The sequence below is a fragment of the Chryseobacterium indologenes genome (genome assembly GCF_002025665.1).
Lineage (GTDB): Bacteria > Bacteroidota > Bacteroidia > Flavobacteriales > Weeksellaceae > Chryseobacterium > Chryseobacterium metallicongregator.
On record NZ_CP018786.1, the window covers coordinates 992,683 to 1,012,042 of the forward strand.

Sequence of the window (19,360 nt, forward strand, 5' to 3'; positions counted from 1 at the left end):
TCTTACGGATGTACCAATCATAAAAAGATTAAATAGGATGAAAAATAAATTTCCTCTAGCAGCATATTATATAGGGTTATCAGTATTATTGACGAGTTGCCAGGTAAAACTGCCGTCAAAGAAAACCCCGGAGCCTTCACAGTATGGGCAGGTGGACGCTTCACCTGTCGTTAACGGATATCCAAAAAAGTCAGTTCCATGGATTGTTATTTCAGACAGATCAAGAAATACAGCTTATTTGGATAAAGATGATGAGAAGTCTTACAAAGAAGTAAAATTCCTTGAACCTTTAATGGTTTTAAAACATAGAGACGGAATGGTAAAAGTGGCGGAATATGTTCCGGATGCTTTAATGAAAAAAGTTTCCTCGAAATCAGTCAAAACCTACGGCTGGATTCAGGAATCTGACCTCCTTCTTTGGAATAATGCCTTAAAAAGCGAAAAAACAGGTTATCCTGTAAGAGTGGCAGTAGTCCCTAATAACAGCGAAGTTATCAGAAATGCTGAAAGATACTACAAAAATGACTCTATTATGGTGTTTAATTCACCAAGTCTTATTGAAACAGCCAACGTGAAAATTCCCAACGGACAAATTGTTTACGTATACAAGATGGCTGAAAATAACAAACGTTTCCTGGTAGGTAAAAAACCGTCTGTTGACATGGACAGTATCAACAAAGGACTTTACGGATGGGTAAGCTCAAATGTAATTTCCAGCTGGGGAGAGCGTTCTGCTATCAAATTAAAAAATACCACAGGAATTAATGATACAACACTGGGAATTCATGAAGGATATCCAGGTGGATCTGCTTCAGATGCTGATAATAAAACAGCAGTTCTTCTTACTGATGTAAACAAGAGAACACCTCTGGAAAATATTTTTCCTGTTCATCTTCCTTTAGAAGAAGCTCCAACTCCTGATTCAAAGACAAAATATTTCACCAATATTTTAGATTACAGCAAGAACTTTGTATCCAATGTATTGGGGGAGCCCATCTATTTTGACCGTTACAGAGAGATTACGGAAAGAGATAAAAATATCAATATTGTTTTCGCATTAGACGTAAGTGCTGCCAACGCACCTTATGCACCTATTGTAAAATCATTATTACAGGATCTTCAACTTAGATTTGAAAAACCATCTTACTTCAGTAATGTTAAATATGGAGTGGTTTTATATAAAAATAATCCTTGCGGGGAGAATATTTCTGTATCCAACTTAAGTACAGATTACAGCAAGATTTCCTCATTTATTGATCAGAAAACAAATGAAATGAACTGCGCAAGCAACAATGGTTACCAGCCGGTAGGAGAAGCTCTTACAGCAGCTGGAAATCTTCTTTCAAATGTTCCTGATGAAACCAATATTGTGGTAACGGTAGGTACTTCTGCCAACCAAAGCGGAAATATGTACAGCGTAATCAGCTCATTGACGCAGGCTCAGGCAAGGTTAATCATGTTCCAGACCAGTGCAAGATCGTCTGATACTTACAATGATTTTGTATTGATGGCGGAAAATGTGGTGACGAACACAGCTAAAAATATTGCTGAACTTAAAAAGCAAAAGATCATCAACCAATATGATGTGCTTACCAAGAATAATTTCAACCTTGTGGAAGGTGATGAAGGATTCTTCTCTTTAGCTTATCCTAAACAGAGTATGTCTCAGGGCTTTGTTATTTTCCCTAAAAAAGGAGACATTACCACTCCGGGATTCCTGAAAAAATCTGTTGACAGTCTTATTTCACAGGTTACTTTGGATAATCAGACTGTCGATAAATCTCTGAATGAATATTTCCATTCATCTGTAGGAGCAGGAAGAACAGATGTAGATCTGAAATATAAATATCTGTATCCGGGACTTACCAATCCGGTTTCTGCCGGAATTGCTGCACAGCTGATCAACTACGGAAGCCCATTCCTTGTGAAAGGATATATTCCAAAAGAGTTGAAGGAATTTACACCGGGAATAGAAAAGGGAATCCTTATTTCTGAATCTGAATATGATAATTTAAAAGCTTTCTATACCGAAGTTTACAGAAATACTCAGGCGGACCGTGCAGATTTTAATCAGGCAAAAGCAGTTAAAGAATATGTAAAGCTGTTGAAGAAATATAATCCTACAATAAAATTCTTAGATAAAGGAGCACTTTATGAGCTGCCAATGTCTTATGCTATCGGAATGAGTACAGGATTTGATCTTACTGAAGAAGAACTGATGGCTAAATATAAACTGAAAGGTTGGAAAAAATCAAAAGTCGTTCCTAGTGAAACGGTAAAAAATTATTTTCAGCACTATAAAAACTTAGCAGACAGAATGCTTGCCAACAGAAACAATCCGGCTGTGAAGATTCAGCAGAACGGACAGACTTTCTACTGGCTTAATGAGTACTTTACCCCATCAAGAATTCCAACAGAACAACCGGAATACACAAAACATTAAGAAATTCATTTTATGATATCAAAAGCAGGAGTACATACTTCTGCTTTTTTGTATGGTAAAATGAGGCAGCATATATTAATTAATTTTAAACCTTAAACCTTGAGTTTTTGAACCCTAGACTCTCTTTATTTCTCTTTTATGTGTAAAAATATTTTTTATCTAAAAATAGAGATATAATTTAAAACGCTGTTTCTATGGGTGTTATAATGTGGTATGTAAATCCATTATCGTAGAATTACTACAAGAAATCGTAGAACTACTACAAATTTTCAGATTTGTATTCAAAAGTTTTTTTTAGCGGAAAAGAGCCTCTATATTTGCTAACACAATCACCACATCACAAAATATTACTAACGATTAAATTTACTAATCATGGCCGAAAGAAATTCAAGAGGAATCTTAAAATTCAATAATGGAGAAGGGCAGAAGCTGTTAAAAATGAATTACAGCGTTTCCAGATCTACAGACGTTTCAGGACGTGTAGCATCAGATCCTTCTAACGCATTAATCAAGGTTACAGTAGAAGCTACTGAAAAGTCAGACATCCTTGAAAGCTTACTAAACGGTAAATATAAGCCAACAGTAGGGGAAATTACTTTCAACAAATCTCACGAAGAAGGTACATTGATTACGCTGAACTGGCAAAACGGATATGTTATCCAGCATCAGGTAGATTTCGATGCCATAGACAGCAACAGTATGCTGATCAGCTTCGTAATCAGTGCTGAGACTATTGACTACGGTACTTCTCAATACGCTGGGCTATGGCCATCCAGCTAAAATTAACACACATTATCAACATTCATAAGAAAAAAGACTGTCCCATTTAAGACGGTCTTTTTTTGCCTGAATGAAAAAACTATACCTGAAAACTTTATTTTATAACATGTTTATATAGTGTCTGTTATATAAATTTTGTTATCTTTAATACCAAACACAAACACAAAGCATATGAAAACCGAATCAAAGACCAAGGGATCTTCCTTCCGTCCTTCGCAGAATGCAGACGGAATATCCGAGAATCATCACGCAGGCATCAACCGGCTTGTCAAATTATCACTGGTTGTAGAAGGTAAAATTATTAAGTACTATAAACATTTCACTCTTAAACAAAAAGCAGGTCACCACCACGAATTTAATCTTATTCTTGCTCATGATGCATTGGGAGACAGGCAGAGCCATACCCTTGAAGAAGCCAACAAATTTCTGGGAAAACGTCTTACAGCGGTCATTTCCTACAAAGATATTGAGAAGAGTCCGGAAAGAAATTTCATTGGAATTATTACCAAAGTAGGATTCAGTCAGGAAAAAATGAGTCTGGGAAATATTGTACTTTCCGGATACAGCCCGACCATCTTGCTGGACGGTGCTCCGCATATTCAGAGTTTTGGTGGCAGCCAGCCCGTTAATATGGGAATCATAGCCAAAGAAGTAATAAAACAGGGAATAGATAAAGAGCGGTTCGATATAAGAGTCGATACCAATGATTATTCCCAGATCATTTACAGCAGCCAGTATAACGAAACCCATTATAATTATCTGTCGAGAATGGCAGAAGCCTATGGAGAGCAATTTTATTATGATGGTGAAGTATTGCATTTTGGAAAGCTTCCTCCACAGAATAAGCCTATAAAACTTTTATACGGAAGCAATGCAGATAATATTAAAGTAGAGCTCAAAGCGGTTCATACAAAACCTCAATATTATGGCTATAACAGTAGTAAACATGAAAAACTGACCTCAGGGGAAACTCCGGTTGATCATTTAGGTGATTTGGCCCGTACAGCATATACTCATAACGATAAAATCTATAAAACTCCGGCACTGCAGGTTGCTCCTATTAAAGCAACAACGCATCTGGATGTGGAGCATTCTCAAAGAAGTACATCAGGAAGCGAAGCTGTTAATGTATTTTCGGTCTCCGGATCTACAACCGTTCCTTTTTTGCATCCCGGATGTATTGCGGATATTCATATGAGAAAAACGGATAGCAGTGAAACATCTTATTTTACGAAGGTGATGGTGACAGAAGCTGTTCATGAAATTGATACCATCGGACATTACACAGGAACTTTCGAATCCATTGCTGCAGACACGGGTTTTCTGCCCAAACCGGAATTTTCGGTACCGGCTGCCCAGCCACAGATTGCAACGGTAATCTCCAATACTGATCCGGAAGGACAGGGAAGAGTTCAGGTAAGATTCGACTGGCAGATGAATGATAACACTCACTTTGTAAGGGTAATGAGTCCTGATGCAGGAGGAACCGATCAGATTACGCAAAATCGTGGTTATGTAGCCATTCCGGAAGTAGGAGATCAGGTAATGGTTAATTTCGTTCATAGTCATCCGGACAGACCGTTTGTGATGGGAGGAATGTTCCATGGCGGAATAGGACTTGGCGGTGGAGCAGACAATCGTGTGAAGTCTATTCAGACAAGAAGCGGCCACAGAATTGTCTTCACAGAAGATGAAAGTATCATTATTACGGATAAAAGCGGTAATGAGATTCATCTGGATACAACGGGAAGTAATATTAATATCACAGCACCGGAAACCATGACGCTGAATTGTAAGAATATGAATATTAATGTTGGAGAGAATATGACGACGACGGTGGGAATGAATAAAGCAGACAGTGTCGGATTAAATAATACTGAGACTGTAGGCGCGATGAAGCTTACTTCGGTCATAGGAAATGTAAGTACATTCATTACAGGTAAACTTACTGAGATTATTGAAGGGGACGTACACAGTGAAACTAAGAAGGAAAGAAATGAAATTTCGGAAAAGGAAATTAACATTACCTCCAATGCTTCTATCAATAAACACGCCCAGCAGGAAGTTCAGAACAACAGTGGAGAGAGATCTAAAGCCTATTAATGATGAGCAGAACGAGAATTGTAAAAGGCACCTACACAAAAATCTCTCAGGAAGATCATAATATGTATTCTCAGGAGAGTATTATTTCACGTGCCATGAAATGGATTTCTGAAAAGGGTAATGCTAAAGGAGTGAGTCATAATACGCCACAATCTCCTCCATTAGCTCCTCAGCCCATTCAACTTATTGTTCAGTTCAGACCTAATAAGGGGTGGAAAGGAGAATTTGGGTTTGATTGGATGAGAATAGGTGATACCAGTCTTTTTAATGATCAAAAGTTTAGTGATATTATAGCTTATCAGTATGAGGATGCTAAATTTACTACGAAAGTAAAAGATGGTAATAAATATAAGGGATATTTTAAGGTTGATGAAACAATGTTTAATAACCTTAAAAAAGAATATAATCCTTTCTCTATTTTATGGAAAACGAAAAAAGATAAAAATACAGGCAAAGATATTCCGGAAGAATATTTTATACCATGGTTGTCCATTATAAAAGATAAAGAAGTTAAGATCACTTTTTTTGCAGAAATTCAACAGGAGGCTGATTATTTAGAATTTACAAAATCAGATTATTTTACTTTTACTCCTAATAAAATAGAGATAAAAGGGAAAAAGAAAATAACTTTGAATGATTATGAAGTGACAATCAAATGCATAAAGGAGTTTACAAATAACCAAACTATAGAGTTAAAAGCTTTTAAAGCTCAAGATGGGAAAATCATTGAGGCTATGGTAGGAAAACTAAATGTCTGGGCAAATGATAATACTAAACAAAAGAAAAAAGATGTTGTATTTGTGGAAATAAAAACTCCAGAATTATCTACCGGATCAGGAAAGAATAAACCTAATGTTAATGATGAGAAAGATAGGGTTAATCAATACCTTGGGCAAGCATATATTCAGTTATCTGATCAGTCAGATATTGTTGAATTAGATTTAACGTCAGATAAGAATTTTGTGGATTTTGTGACCAATGGTGAGGTAGATTCTGATAAAAAAAGCGGTGGAAAAGAATTACAGGATTATTTGAAAGCTCAATTGGAAAAGGCCTATCCTAAGAAATACACAAAGCATTTCAAAGCATTTTATTTTGCTGAACATGGGTACAGTGCAGGAGGAGGGTATGTTTCTGGGTATTCAAATTATGGAGCAGATTATGTGGTGGTATTTAAAAGCAAAAACAATCAGACAGCGGCCCATGAATTTCTTCATTCTATGAATTTAGCCCATACATTTGCAAATAAAGAAGCATCTTCTCATGCCTTATTTACTTATGAATATAAAAAGACAGATAATTTACTGGACTATTCACATCATGGAGGAAATGATAATAAACGATGCTCATTATATTATTGGCAATGGAAAAAAGCCAATTCATCTATAAAATAGGTAGTTATGAATAAAATAATAATGTTAATGTGGTTGAGTATATTTATACAATGCCAATCTCAAAAAATAGATAAATATATGATACCAATTGTTGATAATAAGTATGAAAAATTTGATATTGAAAATTTTCAAAAGAAATCAGTAAGGGGATACCTAAAAGTACGAGAAAATAGCAATACTTATATTCAAGATTTTCAATCACCAGGTTATAGAGAAATGATTTATAATGATAATTTGTTTTATAAGGTGACTAAATTTTTCTATGAAAATGGTAATATTGAGAAAAAGGGTTGCTTATTTAATGAAGGATCGGTAGCTGGTATTTGGTATTATTTTGATAAATCAGGTAAAATTATAAAAGAAGAAAATACAGATGAAGGCTATGGATTTAAACCTGAAGATATTATTGTATACTGCGAAAAAAATAAAATTAATCTTTCAAAAGGTTATCATGATTCAGGTTATCAGACAAGAGTACTAAAACAGGATTTTGAAGGCAAAAAAGTATGGCGGATTTCTCATCAGACCAGTGGTGATTCTATAGAAGAAATTATTCTGGATGGTAAAACAGGAAAAGAGCTTCAAAAGAAGACAGTACCATTTTATAACTCATAATTAGATGATTCATAAAAAGTTTATAGAAAAACTATTTGTAGTATTCTTGTTGGGTTTTCTACAATGTCAATCTCAGGAATTACAAAAGACAATGATTCCAAAAAATTAATAACGAATTTGAGAAGATTACTATACAGAACTTTAAGAAAAAAAAGACGACATATGTATTGAGACTTCAGAAGCAGAAAAAGTTTCTTTTACTGCTTCTAAAGCTGGATACAGAATAAGTATTTATCATGGAAATTCTTTTTATAAATTAGGTAGTTATGAAAAAATTAATTTACATGGCATTAATATGTAGTTTATTTTCATTGTTAGGATGCAAAAGTAAAGAACAAAAATTTTTGGATAATCATAAAGTAATTCTCTATGAGACTAAGGAAGCAGGAGATTTTATTAATACTGCAAACATAAAACCTGATGAAGCAAAACAGATTCAAGCAGCTTTTGCTATAAATAATAATAAGAAACCTGAATCTTATAACTTATTTATAATAGACAATAATTATGTTTTTACCTCTTATTTTCATCCTAAAGTTCCAGAAGCTTCAACAAGTGGAATATGGGTAGATGCTAAAACGGGTAATGCAAAATACATGGAAACTGGAATATGGTTAAAAACCTATAAACCTTACCTTGAAAATGATGATTCCATTCCTTTTAATTAAAACTAGACCATATTATTCAATTAAACAATTTGTCAATGAACAAAATCACAGATCACCTGAAATATTTGTCCAAACTGTCTGCAGTATTCATATTCAACGTGTTGAAAATTTACTCAATTGGAGCCATTTCAACAATTATTGTACTCGTCCTGGGAATCTATATTTTATCAGAAAAGCTGGGACCGTCTTTAGGGCACAGTGGTGCTGGAGGATTTTTGATAACCACTATTACTGCTCAACCTGTTTCAGCGAGTATTTTCTATCTGCTGATTATTATAGCTCCGATTTTTACTGTAATTTTTGCCACAAAATATGCAATGTCTGTAGTGATCAATAAACTGCTGCAGGATCATTCCAAAACCATTGTAACTCCGTTTATAGATAAGGTTATCAGTACATTTAAAGCCAAACAGCCTACGGTAATCCGGACCAGTGCAGATTTTGCTATTGCAAAAGTTAAACTGTTGAATGAATTCAGAACCAGCTCTGAAAACAGAATATTGAAAAAAATATTAGGATATGCTTTAAATAAAATCAAATTTGATGAACTGAACTTAGCACAGGAAAATGCTGACTTTTCAGAAATTATTAAGACCACATTGATTGAAAAATTATACGAATTGGCAGAACCTTCAGCCATGCTGTTCTATATCTACATAGGACTTCAATGGTTCAGTTTGATTTTATTATATTTTTTGAATATTTAAAAGAAAACGGAGTAAAGAACAACAATGGGTCATTAAATGATAGTCACGTAATCATGCTTTAAAACAAAAAAATACAGTGGCTACTTCTCTAATTGAAGAATTAACTATCTTTATATCATTTAGAATAAAATAGCTAATTTTAGCTGCACAAAAAGAATAAGTTTTGATTCTTTGAAAAAAGAGATGAAAAACATACTTTAAAATCATCAAATCGTAAGCACAACAGAATGCAAATATATTAATATAAGAAAATTATAAATGGGAGTACTAGTAACCAACGAAACAGTAAAGCAACTATTTCACATTGCTCAGTCGATAGCGAAGGAAAATTATAATGGAACTTATGGAGGGCCACACATCCTGCAGGCTTTAATGCATAAAGATATCGGACTTAATGAATTCCTGAAAAGTATAGATAAAGATCCAGGCTATTTCTACGAATGGGCAGATGTCCGTATTGAAGAATATCCAAAAACCAACCACCTTCCTGATGAGGTAGGGCAGGATGATGCTATAGACACCCTTATAGAAGAAGCAGATGATATCCGTTTAAAATTAGGACTGGATGAGATCACTCCCATCTGTATTCTTACCGCCATTGTAAAGCCACAGGTGGTATTCTCACTTCAGCAGCTGAAATCACTTCCGCTGAGAGAACATGAGATATTCAATCTCTATAGAAAAGATACTCCGTTTACCGTTTCAGAAGATGGAAATTTTTCATCATTATTTTCAAATGGTGCAGATTATTCAGACTCTTCATTTCCTTCCATTAAAAGCTACTGCGTAGACAGAACAGCACAGGCAAGAAAAGGAGAAATCGAAAATATCATCGGTAGAGATAAAGAATTAAGAATGTTGGTGGAAATTCTTTGTCGAAGAAGCAAACCGAATGTAATCATTATCGGAGAGCCGGGAGTAGGAAAAACAGCTTTGGTAGAAGGTTTCGCTACAGAAATTATTAAAGGAAATGTTCCTGAAATGCTTAAAAACGGTACTCTTTTAGAACTGGATACCGGAGCACTATTGGCAGGAACTTCTTATAAAGGCGAAATTGAAGACCGTTTGAAAAAAGTAATCAATGAATGCAAGAAAATTGAAAAAGCCATTCTTTTCATTGACGAAATTCATACCCTTTTAGATCCGAAAGGAAGCATCGGAAACGTTGCCAATCTTCTGAAACCTGAGCTTGCCAGAGGCGAAATTACCGTAATTGGAGCTACCACTCAGGAAGAATATAGAAAAATTATAGAGCCGGAACAGGCTTTCAACCGTCGTTTTGAAGTGTTAACGGTGAATGAACCAGACGAGAAAACCTGTGTCAAAATGATCGATGTACTCCTTGAAGGGTACAAAAAACATCACGGAATTGAAGTTGAAAAAACAGCTCTTCCCGAATGTGTACGTCTGGCAAAAAGATATGCAAAAGGCAAAAAATTGCCGGATGCGGCTATTGACTTGTTAGACAGAACAATGGCAGCCATCAAAATGCTGGATGAATTATCAGAAAAAGAACTGGACAGCTGGAAAGAAAGCTATGATGCGATTTTAACAGAAGAATATGCTGACAGCAAAGATAAAGCGGATGAACTGATCTGGACTTACAACCTGCTAAGAGATAAAATAAGTCCAATTTTGTGGGGATCACTCAGTGAGCAGCCATCTATTGACAACTCTATGCCTGTAGATCAGATTCAGAAAATTATTGAAGATACTTACGCAGAACTTTTACAGCATGCTGCCAAGAAAAGAGAAAAAGTGGACAGGCTGGAACTGGCAGCTGTAATGGCCGCTAAAACCAATATTCCAATCGGGAAAATCCAGGCTCAGGAAAAAGAAAAACTCCTGAATATGGAATCTCTTCTATTGAACAGAGTCGTAGGACAGGATCATGCACTAAAAATCCTTTCCGATGCTATTGTTGAAAACCGAAGCGGATTGAATAAACCAGGACAGCCAATCGGGTCTTTCTTCCTTCTGGGGCCTACCGGAACCGGTAAAACAGAGCTGGCAAAATCTATGGCGGAACTGCTTTTCAATGATGAAAAGGCAATGGTACGCTTTGATATGTCAGAATTTAAAGAAGAACATTCCGCAGCATTGCTATACGGAGCGCCTCCGGGATACGTAGGATATGAAGAAGGAGGGATGCTTGTTAATAAAATCAGACAACAGCCTTATACCGTTGTGTTATTTGACGAGATTGAAAAGGCCCACCATTCCGTTTTTGATGTATTCCTTCAGATTATGGATGAAGGAAAAGTTCATGATAAATTAGGTAAAGAAGGAGATTTCAGCAATGCATTGATCCTGTTTACCTCCAATATCGGAAGTGAAGAAATTGTAAAACAGTTTGAAGAAGGAAAGATTCCTGAATCATCTTCACTCATGCAGATTATGTCAAACTCCGGACGATTCAGACCTGAGTTCCTGGCAAGAATTACAGAGATTATTCCTTTTGCACCGATCACAGAATCCATTGCAGAAAGAATCTTCAATATTCAGCTGAAATCACTTCATACTTCATTAACAAGATTGGGAATTGCTTTAAAAATTACTGATGAGGCTGTGAAAAACCTTGCATTAGGAGGATTTAGCAGTAAGTATGGCGCAAGACAGATCTCCGGAGTCATCCGTGCTCAGCTTGCAAGACCAATCTCCAAAATGATTGTGAGAGAAGAAGTGAAATCCGGCCAGACGATTCATGTAGATTGGAATAAAGACGAAGAAAAATTAAGCTGGAACGTAGATTAAATGTAAAGTAAAAAGGCAAATTTGCTATCCACTTTTGCTTTTTTTGCTTATAAATAAAATTAAAATGAAAACAATTGTCAGAAATATCTTTACAGGTTTTCTATTATTAGGATCCGTTATCATGATCAACGGACAGTTTCTTGCCGCCTCCGATACTTCGGAAAGCAGTGTGAAAAAGTATAAAGGTATTATTAATGCCAATAAGGATCTTGTAGAATTTATTGAACAATTACTCCTTCAGAAAGGTCTTCCCAAGCATTTGAGAAATCTCGCCCTGATTGAGTCCCATTTTGACAGAAATATTACATCAGGCGCCGGAGCAGTAGGGATCTGGCAGTTTATGACTGCACATGCCAATCAGTATGGACTTACAGAACAGGGACGTACAGACATTTATAAAAGTACTAAAACCGCTACTATTTCCTTAAGTAATCTTTATAAAAAGTATAATAATTGGGTGACCGTGGTAGCAGCCTATAACTGTGGTGAAGGAAATATTGCCAAAGCAATGGAAGCTGCAGGTTCTACTCAATACCATGTGTTTTACAAATATCTTCCGGGAGAAACCATTAATCATGTGAAGAAATATCTTAATGCATGCTATGCAACAGGAGAACTTCAGAGTGTATTGAACAATTATAATTCTGCAAGGCTCAACAAGATTTTCTTTGAGGGAGATCGTAAAGAGACTGCTGCAGCACTTTCAGAAACAGAGATCAATGCCGGATTCAATCTGAACGTTGTTGCTGCTGAATTGAATGTAGAAGTAGATAAAATCCTTGCCTGGAATCCGGGAATTGTGGAAGAACTCCAGAAAAAAGGAGAAAGCCCTTTCTACCTTCCTGTAGATCTGATGCCAGATTTTCTTCTGAGAAAAAATAAAATATTGGTTCGTTCCATCAAAGAAGGTGGAAAGACCCAACAATAAATATACTATCCAATAAATAATAAAAAAGCAACCCATAAAACGGTTGCTTTTTTATTGAATAATATGTTAAAAACATGCCAATGTTTTATTAATAAAATCTTAATATTTCTCACTGATGTGGATAATTATTGTTTTTGTTGTTAGTTTTCAGTTAATTAAAACCCTTTATTGGTGGTGTTTTTAATGAGGTTGTTAAATCAATTGTCGTAGAATTACTACAAGAAATCGTAGAACTACTACAAATTTTCAGATTTATATTCAAAAGTTTTTTTTAGCGAAAAAGAGCCTCTATATTTGCTAACACAATCACCACATCACAAAATATTACTAACGATTAAATTTACTAATCATGGCCGAAAGAAATTCAAGAGGAATCTTAAAATTCAACAACGGAGAAGGACAAAAGCTGTTAAAAATGAATTACAGCGTTTCCAGATCTACAGACGTTTCAGGACGTGTAGCATCAGATCCTTCTAATGCATTGATCAAAGTAACAGTAGAAGCTACTGAAAAATCAGACATCCTTGAAAGCTTGTTAAACGGTAAGTACAAGCCAACAGTAGGGGAAATCACTTTCAACAAATCTCACGAAGAGGGAACACTTATTACTTTGAAATGGGAGAACGGATATGTGATCCAACACGAAGTAGATTTCGACGCAATAGACAGCAACAGTATGCTGATCAGCTTCGTAATCAGTGCTGAAACCATTGACTATGGTACTGCTCAATTCGCTGGGCTATGGCCTTCAGCAGGTAAATAAGCCTATTCATCATCTTAGTAAAAATAAAATTGGTACAGAACAGTACGCTCATTCGGGTATACTGTTCTGTTTTTCCGTTTAAAAGAATTTTGAAAATCATTTTTCAAAAAGAAAAATGATAGAAGCACAAGTGATTCATCAATGTCATATTTTCTATGCTGTAAGTATCAGCAGTTTATTTACAATTTAATATAAATACAAAACGCTATGTTTCAGGATGATAAAAAAATTAAAGTAGCAAACCCGAAAAACGAGATAAATACGGGCAAACAACAGCTGAAAAGTACATTACCTGAGAATGTTACCAAAAAAGCAGAAGGAAAATTGAATAAGGCAGATGAAAAAGTAAAAAAGGTAGCAAAAGCAGGACAACAAAGTTTAAATGCTGCTCAAGGTGCAGATATGTTTATGAACCAAACTTTTGTACCGAACAATCCTTCTATTGTTGATAATAAAGTGTGGGCGAAACAGCCAACTTCAAAAATACACAATGCTGAAGCTATTGCTCAAAGTGTTATTGCAGGAATCAATCGTGTGGTAAAGCTGGAGGTTGTTATTGAAGGACAAATTATCAAACATTTTAAACATTTCAAACTTATCCAGAGCGCAGCAAAACATCATGAATTCAATCTAATGCTGGCTCACGATACTCTTGGCAATGCAGAAAACCACAATCTTGAAGAAGCTCAAAGCTTTTTAGGAAAAAGAATTACTGTTGTATTTAAATATAAAGATGTAGAAAAAGGCGCTGAACGTAATTTTGTGGGAGTCATTACAGAAGTAGGCTTTAGTCAGGAAAAGGGAAGCCTTGGAAATATCGTTCTTAAAGGTTTTAGTCCGACAGTACTTTTGGATGCCGCTCCGCATATTCAGAGTTTTGGAGGTGGGCAGCCGGTTAGTCTGAACAGTATTGCTGATCAGGTGATCCGTGAAGGGCTGGGACAAAATAAATTCGACTTCAGAATTGATGCCCAGCATGGAAATGTGGCCTACAGTTCACAGTACGAAGAAACCCATTATAATTATCTGGCAAGAATGGCTGAGGCCTATGGTGAGCAGTTTTATTATGATGGTGAAGTATTACATTTTGGAAAACTTCCACCCCAGGAAAAACCTGTTAAGCTTACCTATGGAAGCAGCGTAAGTGATATCGCTGTTAAAATGAAGGCACAGCACGTCAACCCTACATTTTATGGCTATAACAGCAGTAAAAATGAAAAACTGACCACCGGAAGTTCGAAGATCAGCCATACCTCAGATATTGCAAGACGAGCCTACGAAATATCAGAAAAAACATTCACCACACCTTCTTTGAGAGTAGCCCCAATAAAAGCAACCTCTTTTATGGACATTGATGCCTCACAGAAAGGAACTGCAGGAAGTAAGGCCTCGGAAGTATTTATTACTTCGGGGACAACTACTGTTCCTTTTTTATACCCGGGATGTACAGCAGATATTGAAATGCGGAAATCTTCAACAAATGAAACTTCCTATTTTACCAAGCTGATGATTATTGAAGTAACCCATGAAGTAGATGCAAGAGGTTACTACGACGGTAAATTTGAAGCGATTGCAGCAGACACAGGTTTCATACCACGTCCTGAATTTGAAACTCCAAGAGCTGAGGCTCAGTTTGCAAAAGTAATTTCCAATACAGATCCTATGAATCAGGGAAGAGTTCAGGTACAGTTTGACTGGCAAAACGGGCCAGACAGTACAGAATTTATCCGTGTAATGTCTCCGGATGCAGGAAGCAGTGATAAAGTCAATAAAAATAGAGGCTTTATGTCAGTTCCCGAAGTTGGAGATCAGGTAATTGTCAATTTTGTACATCAACATCCTGACCGTCCTTTCGTAATGGGAGGAATGTTTCATGGTAATGTCGGAGCCGGAGGTGGCGCCGGAAATAATGTCATGAGCTTTAGTGGTAGAAGTGGTGCAGAATTAAAATATGATAACGGAGCCGGATCGATGAATCTTAAAGATCAGGGCGGTGCCAATATGTTCTTTGACGGATCTGGAAATGTAATACATAATGCCAATAACAACAGTACTAAAACTATTGGTAATGATAAAACAGATAAGATAGGAAACAATAAAAAACTGGAAGTAGGCTGTGATCATATTTCAGACGTAGGCAATACCCATAAAGTTTCAGTAGGTAAAGATCAGAGTGTATTTACAATGGATAATGCCGGAGTGATTGATTTAACCGGAGCTCAGAAAATTACCATTAAAGTGGGAAATAGCGAGATTGTCATTACCGGCACTAAGGTTTCTATTAAAAGTGATGAAATCGACATCAACGGAGGCGGTGCAACAGCTAATTTTAAAGGTTTGACAAAAATAACGGGATCACAGGTAGATATCAATTAACAGGATGGATTTTATAAAATACGAGATTAAAAAAGGTGATACCTTAGAATCTCTTGCAGAGAAACAAGGGACATCGGTTAAAGAACTTATCAATTTCCATAACCTGTATTGTGGAACAACAAATTTTATTATTGGAGAAAAATTGCCTATTCATCTGCAATATCTTTTTTTAGAAAAGAAAACGGGTGAAGAAATCAATAAGGCAATAGAAGACAGAAAATTTCCCCAAAAAGCAAGATACAGATGCGAACAGTTCAATACTACAAAGGTTGAAGACAGAATCACGTTCCATTGCAATACAAAAAAGGAATACATTGTTGAAAAAGATGCAGCCAACACAAAAGCTAAAGTTAAGCTTAAAGAATATCTGTATAAAATAAATCCCGAAAATATGGCTCTTGCTATAGAAGCTGTTAAAGAACTGGAATTTGATAAAGAAAACGTAATTTTCGATTTAAATCATGACCATACCATAAAAGAAGTAGAGAATTTTCCTCAGATAAAAGAAAAATGGGAACTTTTTAAGCCCAAATTAAAAGCATCAGAATTTTACAGACAAGTCGAAAAAATCAATGCAAAAGCAGCGGAAGATATTATTACAGGTGGTGGTCTTGAATTTGAGAGCGAAGCCAATCTGAGAAAGACCTATGACAAGTCTCTTCTGTATCATGTATTGTTCAATGATTATGATGCCCGTAAAAAAAAGAAACAAAATGATGTTTTAAAGTTTATTTCACAGATATTTGTCAATATCCCCATAGAACTGGAATTGCAGCATACCATTATAAAAGAAGATGATTATTTTATAGAATTCAGAACAGTGGGAACACTTGTAAAAGATAAAATAGATAATTCTTTGCTGGAAGAACAATACAATAAGTTTTATAAACCTATTATCGAGTATGGTTTCAGTGAATATAATTATGATTACAGAATCAGAAGAATGGTAGATAAAAAAACAGGAACTATTGTGAATGCTTCGGCATTAATGAAAGAAGAAGTGAAAAATAATTATCAGTTTGTCACCCAGTTTGATCTAAAACAAATTGAATATTAAAAGTAATTTTTAAGTATGGCCGAAAATAAAGTGTTTACATTCAATAACGTTTTGCCTTATCATATAGCCAGGACTCTTCTGGTTATTATACCCTGTCTGGTTTTCTATGGAGCATTGTATTATTTTCTCTTTAAAGGAGTATTCAGACTTTCATTCGTTATGTTTTTTTTCCTTTTTTATTTTGGAACCTGTTATGTGATCCTGAAAGCAATTTCTGTGAAGTTGAAGATCTGGTTTGATGAAAACTATTTTTATATCCAGAAGGGAAACCAGACTCCTGAAAAATATTCCAAGACAGATATTGAAGGATTTTACGCTTATGATTATGAAACGAAAGCACCCTCATTACAAAGTTCAAAAATATACTTCAGATTCCGCTTGAAAAATAAGACAGACATTTACTTAAATGATGTTGAATACAAAAACAAATATGAAGAAGAAAAAGGGAACGAACTTAAAAAATTTCTGATATCGGCTCAGAAAGAACTCCATTTTTCCAAAACAGAAAAGAAAAGTCTTCAGAATGTTTATTGGTATTCACAATACAATTAAGGCATATAAACTCTGAAAATTTAAAAGACAAATTCACTATTTACAGGATGTTTTAATCAATAAAATGTAACATTATGAGTGCTTCCTATATACCCAAAGATGTTTACACAGTGTGTACATTTCAAACCGATTCAGAACCAAGACAATTAATTCCTACAAGAGAACCTATTACTGTTTTCTACGGATCAGATAAAACACGTCCTTTATTAACCATAGAAGATCGTAATATCAATAAGGAATTTCCCTGTAAAAGCCCTAAAAATGCAATGTGGGGATTTCTCTGCTTTGGAGCTGGCCTTATTGTAGGTGCACTTCTTGTGTTATCCGGCCCTATTGGCTGGGCGGCATTAGCTGTGGGAGTAGGAGTTCTCGCATGTGCGGGAGCAGCAGCCTATCATGCTACAAAAATTAACCATTTATGTACCGAATCTTTAGGAAAAGGAAGCTGGAAAATTGAACATGAAAAAGTAACATTTGATAAGTTTAGGGCTATCACCCAGAATTCTATTTTGGTTTGTGATACCGGAGGATTATTAAGTCCGATTTTCAGTTATTCAGTAGCCAAAAAGTATGCTCAGCAAATCGACAGCAATAATGGAAAAGAAATTATTCTCAATGCCGCTGCTTCTTTCTTCGGAGGAGCTGGGATCGTTATTGCAGGAGTAGAAATGGGAATTGGTAAAACACTATTGTGGATGGGGGGAACCATGGCAGTAATGAACGAAGGAAGTTATTGGGAAAGAGAAATAATCAGAAGCAACTCATTGGAAGATAATAGCCATTATCAGGATATGAATAATGAAGCAGATGAAAACAGCCGAATTCCCGGATATTTAAAAGATTTTCCGAAAAATGTGACAGGTATAACTCCTTCAGACCTTGCCAGTCCGGATATTCTGGAACTTAATGAAAAAGGTGGATTGGCAAGCAGAGACGGTAAAACCCCTATTTTCTTTAACGGAAAATGGTACGTTCAGGATTGGCAAAAAAATCTTATAGAAATAAAACAGGGTACAGCTTTATCTAAAGATTTGACAGCTTTAGAAGGCGTAGATTCCCGTGAAGTATGGAAGACACCTGAAGGAAAAGCTATTGTAGAAAATATCCGTAATGGCAAATATTCAGAATCCCTGGTTGCCACAGCAAAAGACGGTTTAGGAAGAGTACGCCCCCGAAACTTACCGAATTTAGCCAAAGAACTTCCCAGCATAAAAATGCAGAATATCAAAAATATTGGTAAACTTGGAGTAAAAGGTGGTGGATTCATCGGTTTCTTTTTCCCATTTATTGCTACGTATTTTTCTGAAGACTCAAGAAGAATATTAGCCAATGCAATGGCAGAAGATGCCGGAAACGGTATACATGTAATAGCAAATGATGCCTAAACTCAACCCATTTTTTTGATTTAAAAAAGATAAAATAACCAGACCTTAATAAGGTCTTTTTTTTTGTATATAAGTGAATTTTATGTGTTTTATTTCTCTTAATAGTGTAATAAGTTGGTGTTTGTTGATATTTTTCAATCCTTTTTAAAATATTTATTTACAGTATATTGTGTTTTATTTTAAATCTAATGTCGTAGAATTACGACACGAAATCGTAGAACTACTACATCAAATCGTACAATTACGACACTTTTTCAGATTTCCTTTCAATTGCTTTTTTTTCAAAACCAAGGAGGCTATCTTTGTTATATAATTATTGAATTACAATTTATTACTAACGATTAAAATTTACAATCATGGCAGAAAGAAATTCAAGAGGAATCTTAAAATTCAACAACGGTGAAGGACAGAAACTGTTAAAAATGAATTACAGTGTATCAAGATCTACAGACGTATCTGGACGTGTAGCATCAGATCCTTCTAACGCATTAATCAAGGTGACAGTAGAAGCTACTGAAAAATCAGACATCCTTGAAAGTTTATTAAATGGTAAATACAAGCCAACAGTAGGAGAAATCACTTTCAACAAATCTCACGAAGAAGGAACATTAATCACTTTGAAATGGGAGAACGGATATGTGATCCAACACGAAGTAGACTTCGACGCAGTAGACAGCAACAGTATGCTGATCAGCTTCGTAATCAGTGCTGAGACTATTGACTATGGTACTTCTCAGTACGCCGGACTATGGCCTTCTTCAGGTAAATAATCCCATAAACTTAAATAAAAAAGGAACAGTATGCCTTCGGGTATGCTGTTTTGTTTTTTTAACCC

Annotated in this window: 15 protein-coding genes; all 15 read left to right on the plus strand. The window is 35.5% G+C overall.

All coding sequences use genetic code 11. The features are described 5' to 3' along the window. Nucleotides 1–37: 37 nt before the first annotated feature. The 15 genes from tssR to tssD (BUE84_RS04685) all read left to right on the plus strand — a co-directional run bounded on the left by tssR (nucleotide 38) and on the right by tssD (BUE84_RS04685) (nucleotide 19,295). Nucleotides 38–2,443: a type VI secretion system protein TssR domain-containing protein gene (tssR, locus tag BUE84_RS04615; RefSeq protein ID WP_079240678.1), complete on the plus strand. Its 2,406-nt coding sequence runs from the start codon at nucleotides 38–40 to the stop codon at nucleotides 2,441–2,443. Nucleotides 2,444–2,815: 372 nt separating this feature from the next. Continuing rightward, nucleotides 2,816–3,223: a type VI secretion system tube protein TssD gene (tssD, locus tag BUE84_RS04620; protein WP_034697144.1), complete on the plus strand. Its 408-nt coding sequence runs from the start codon at nucleotides 2,816–2,818 to the stop codon at nucleotides 3,221–3,223. Between the two features lie 171 nt (nucleotides 3,224–3,394). Beyond that, entirely contained in the window at nucleotides 3,395–5,326 is a 1,932-nt protein-coding gene (locus BUE84_RS04625; RefSeq protein WP_079240679.1) for a type VI secretion system Vgr family protein, read from the plus strand. Between the two features lie 95 nt (nucleotides 5,327–5,421). Continuing rightward, entirely contained in the window at nucleotides 5,422–6,720 is a 1,299-nt protein-coding gene (locus BUE84_RS04630; protein ID WP_238594361.1) for a hypothetical protein, read from the plus strand. 6 nt (nucleotides 6,721–6,726) lie between these two features. Continuing rightward, nucleotides 6,727–7,335 (plus strand): hypothetical protein, encoded by a 609-nt coding sequence (locus BUE84_RS04635; protein ID WP_079240681.1) that lies wholly within the window; start codon nucleotides 6,727–6,729, stop codon nucleotides 7,333–7,335. 266 nt (nucleotides 7,336–7,601) lie between these two features. Continuing rightward, entirely contained in the window at nucleotides 7,602–8,003 is a 402-nt protein-coding gene (locus BUE84_RS04640) for a hypothetical protein (RefSeq protein ID WP_145953207.1), read from the plus strand. A gap of 35 nt (nucleotides 8,004–8,038) precedes the next feature. Next, entirely contained in the window at nucleotides 8,039–8,710 is a 672-nt protein-coding gene (locus tag BUE84_RS04645; protein ID WP_079240683.1) for a hypothetical protein, read from the plus strand. 258 nt (nucleotides 8,711–8,968) lie between these two features. After that, nucleotides 8,969–11,464: an ATP-dependent Clp protease ATP-binding subunit gene (locus tag BUE84_RS04650; RefSeq protein WP_079240684.1), complete on the plus strand. Its 2,496-nt coding sequence runs from the start codon at nucleotides 8,969–8,971 to the stop codon at nucleotides 11,462–11,464. Between the two features lie 64 nt (nucleotides 11,465–11,528). Beyond that, complete coding sequence (locus BUE84_RS04655; protein ID WP_062675332.1) at nucleotides 11,529–12,392, plus strand: lytic transglycosylase domain-containing protein; 864 nt, start codon at nucleotides 11,529–11,531, stop codon at nucleotides 12,390–12,392. Nucleotides 12,393–12,741: 349 nt separating this feature from the next. Next, nucleotides 12,742–13,155, plus strand: a complete 414-nt coding sequence (gene tssD / locus BUE84_RS04660; protein ID WP_047429480.1) for a type VI secretion system tube protein TssD — start codon at nucleotides 12,742–12,744, stop codon at nucleotides 13,153–13,155. Nucleotides 13,156–13,362: 207 nt separating this feature from the next. Next, nucleotides 13,363–15,531 carry a type VI secretion system Vgr family protein gene (locus BUE84_RS04665; protein ID WP_079240685.1) on the plus strand — a complete coding sequence of 723 codons (2,169 nt, stop codon included), beginning with the start codon at nucleotides 13,363–13,365 and terminating at the stop codon, nucleotides 15,529–15,531. 4 nt (nucleotides 15,532–15,535) lie between these two features. After that, nucleotides 15,536–16,588 carry a LysM peptidoglycan-binding domain-containing protein gene (locus BUE84_RS04670; RefSeq protein ID WP_079240686.1) on the plus strand — a complete coding sequence of 351 codons (1,053 nt, stop codon included), beginning with the start codon at nucleotides 15,536–15,538 and terminating at the stop codon, nucleotides 16,586–16,588. Between the two features lie 15 nt (nucleotides 16,589–16,603). Then, complete coding sequence (locus tag BUE84_RS04675; protein WP_079240687.1) at nucleotides 16,604–17,140, plus strand: hypothetical protein; 537 nt, start codon at nucleotides 16,604–16,606, stop codon at nucleotides 17,138–17,140. 74 nt (nucleotides 17,141–17,214) lie between these two features. Next, nucleotides 17,215–18,525, plus strand: a complete 1,311-nt coding sequence (locus BUE84_RS04680) for a hypothetical protein (RefSeq protein ID WP_079240688.1) — start codon at nucleotides 17,215–17,217, stop codon at nucleotides 18,523–18,525. A 356-nt stretch (nucleotides 18,526–18,881) separates the two neighbouring features. Continuing rightward, entirely contained in the window at nucleotides 18,882–19,295 is a 414-nt protein-coding gene (tssD, locus tag BUE84_RS04685) for a type VI secretion system tube protein TssD (protein WP_034697132.1), read from the plus strand. Nucleotides 19,296–19,360: the final 65 nt, after the last annotated feature.

What these genes read in the sequence shown, in the direction of transcription:
- tssD (WP_047429480.1), top strand. Translation starts at nt 12,742, where the DNA reads ATGGCCGAAAGAAATTCAAGAGGAATCTTAAAATTCAACAACGGAGAA.
- BUE84_RS04670 (WP_079240686.1), top strand. Translation starts at nt 15,536, where the DNA reads ATGGATTTTATAAAATACGAGATTAAAAAAGGTGATACCTTAGAATCT.
- BUE84_RS04650 (WP_079240684.1), top strand. Translation starts at nt 8,969, where the DNA reads ATGGGAGTACTAGTAACCAACGAAACAGTAAAGCAACTATTTCACATT.
- BUE84_RS04640 (WP_145953207.1), top strand. Translation starts at nt 7,602, where the DNA reads ATGAAAAAATTAATTTACATGGCATTAATATGTAGTTTATTTTCATTG.
- BUE84_RS04635 (WP_079240681.1), top strand. Translation starts at nt 6,727, where the DNA reads ATGAATAAAATAATAATGTTAATGTGGTTGAGTATATTTATACAATGC.
- tssD (WP_034697144.1), top strand. Translation starts at nt 2,816, where the DNA reads ATGGCCGAAAGAAATTCAAGAGGAATCTTAAAATTCAATAATGGAGAA.
- tssR (WP_079240678.1), top strand. Translation starts at nt 38, where the DNA reads ATGAAAAATAAATTTCCTCTAGCAGCATATTATATAGGGTTATCAGTA.
- BUE84_RS04665 (WP_079240685.1), top strand. Translation starts at nt 13,363, where the DNA reads ATGTTTCAGGATGATAAAAAAATTAAAGTAGCAAACCCGAAAAACGAG.
- BUE84_RS04625 (WP_079240679.1), top strand. Translation starts at nt 3,395, where the DNA reads ATGAAAACCGAATCAAAGACCAAGGGATCTTCCTTCCGTCCTTCGCAG.
- BUE84_RS04680 (WP_079240688.1), top strand. Translation starts at nt 17,215, where the DNA reads ATGAGTGCTTCCTATATACCCAAAGATGTTTACACAGTGTGTACATTT.
- BUE84_RS04645 (WP_079240683.1), top strand. Translation starts at nt 8,039, where the DNA reads ATGAACAAAATCACAGATCACCTGAAATATTTGTCCAAACTGTCTGCA.
- BUE84_RS04675 (WP_079240687.1), top strand. Translation starts at nt 16,604, where the DNA reads ATGGCCGAAAATAAAGTGTTTACATTCAATAACGTTTTGCCTTATCAT.
- BUE84_RS04630 (WP_238594361.1), top strand. Translation starts at nt 5,422, where the DNA reads ATGAAATGGATTTCTGAAAAGGGTAATGCTAAAGGAGTGAGTCATAAT.
- BUE84_RS04655 (WP_062675332.1), top strand. Translation starts at nt 11,529, where the DNA reads ATGAAAACAATTGTCAGAAATATCTTTACAGGTTTTCTATTATTAGGA.
- tssD (WP_034697132.1), top strand. Translation starts at nt 18,882, where the DNA reads ATGGCAGAAAGAAATTCAAGAGGAATCTTAAAATTCAACAACGGTGAA.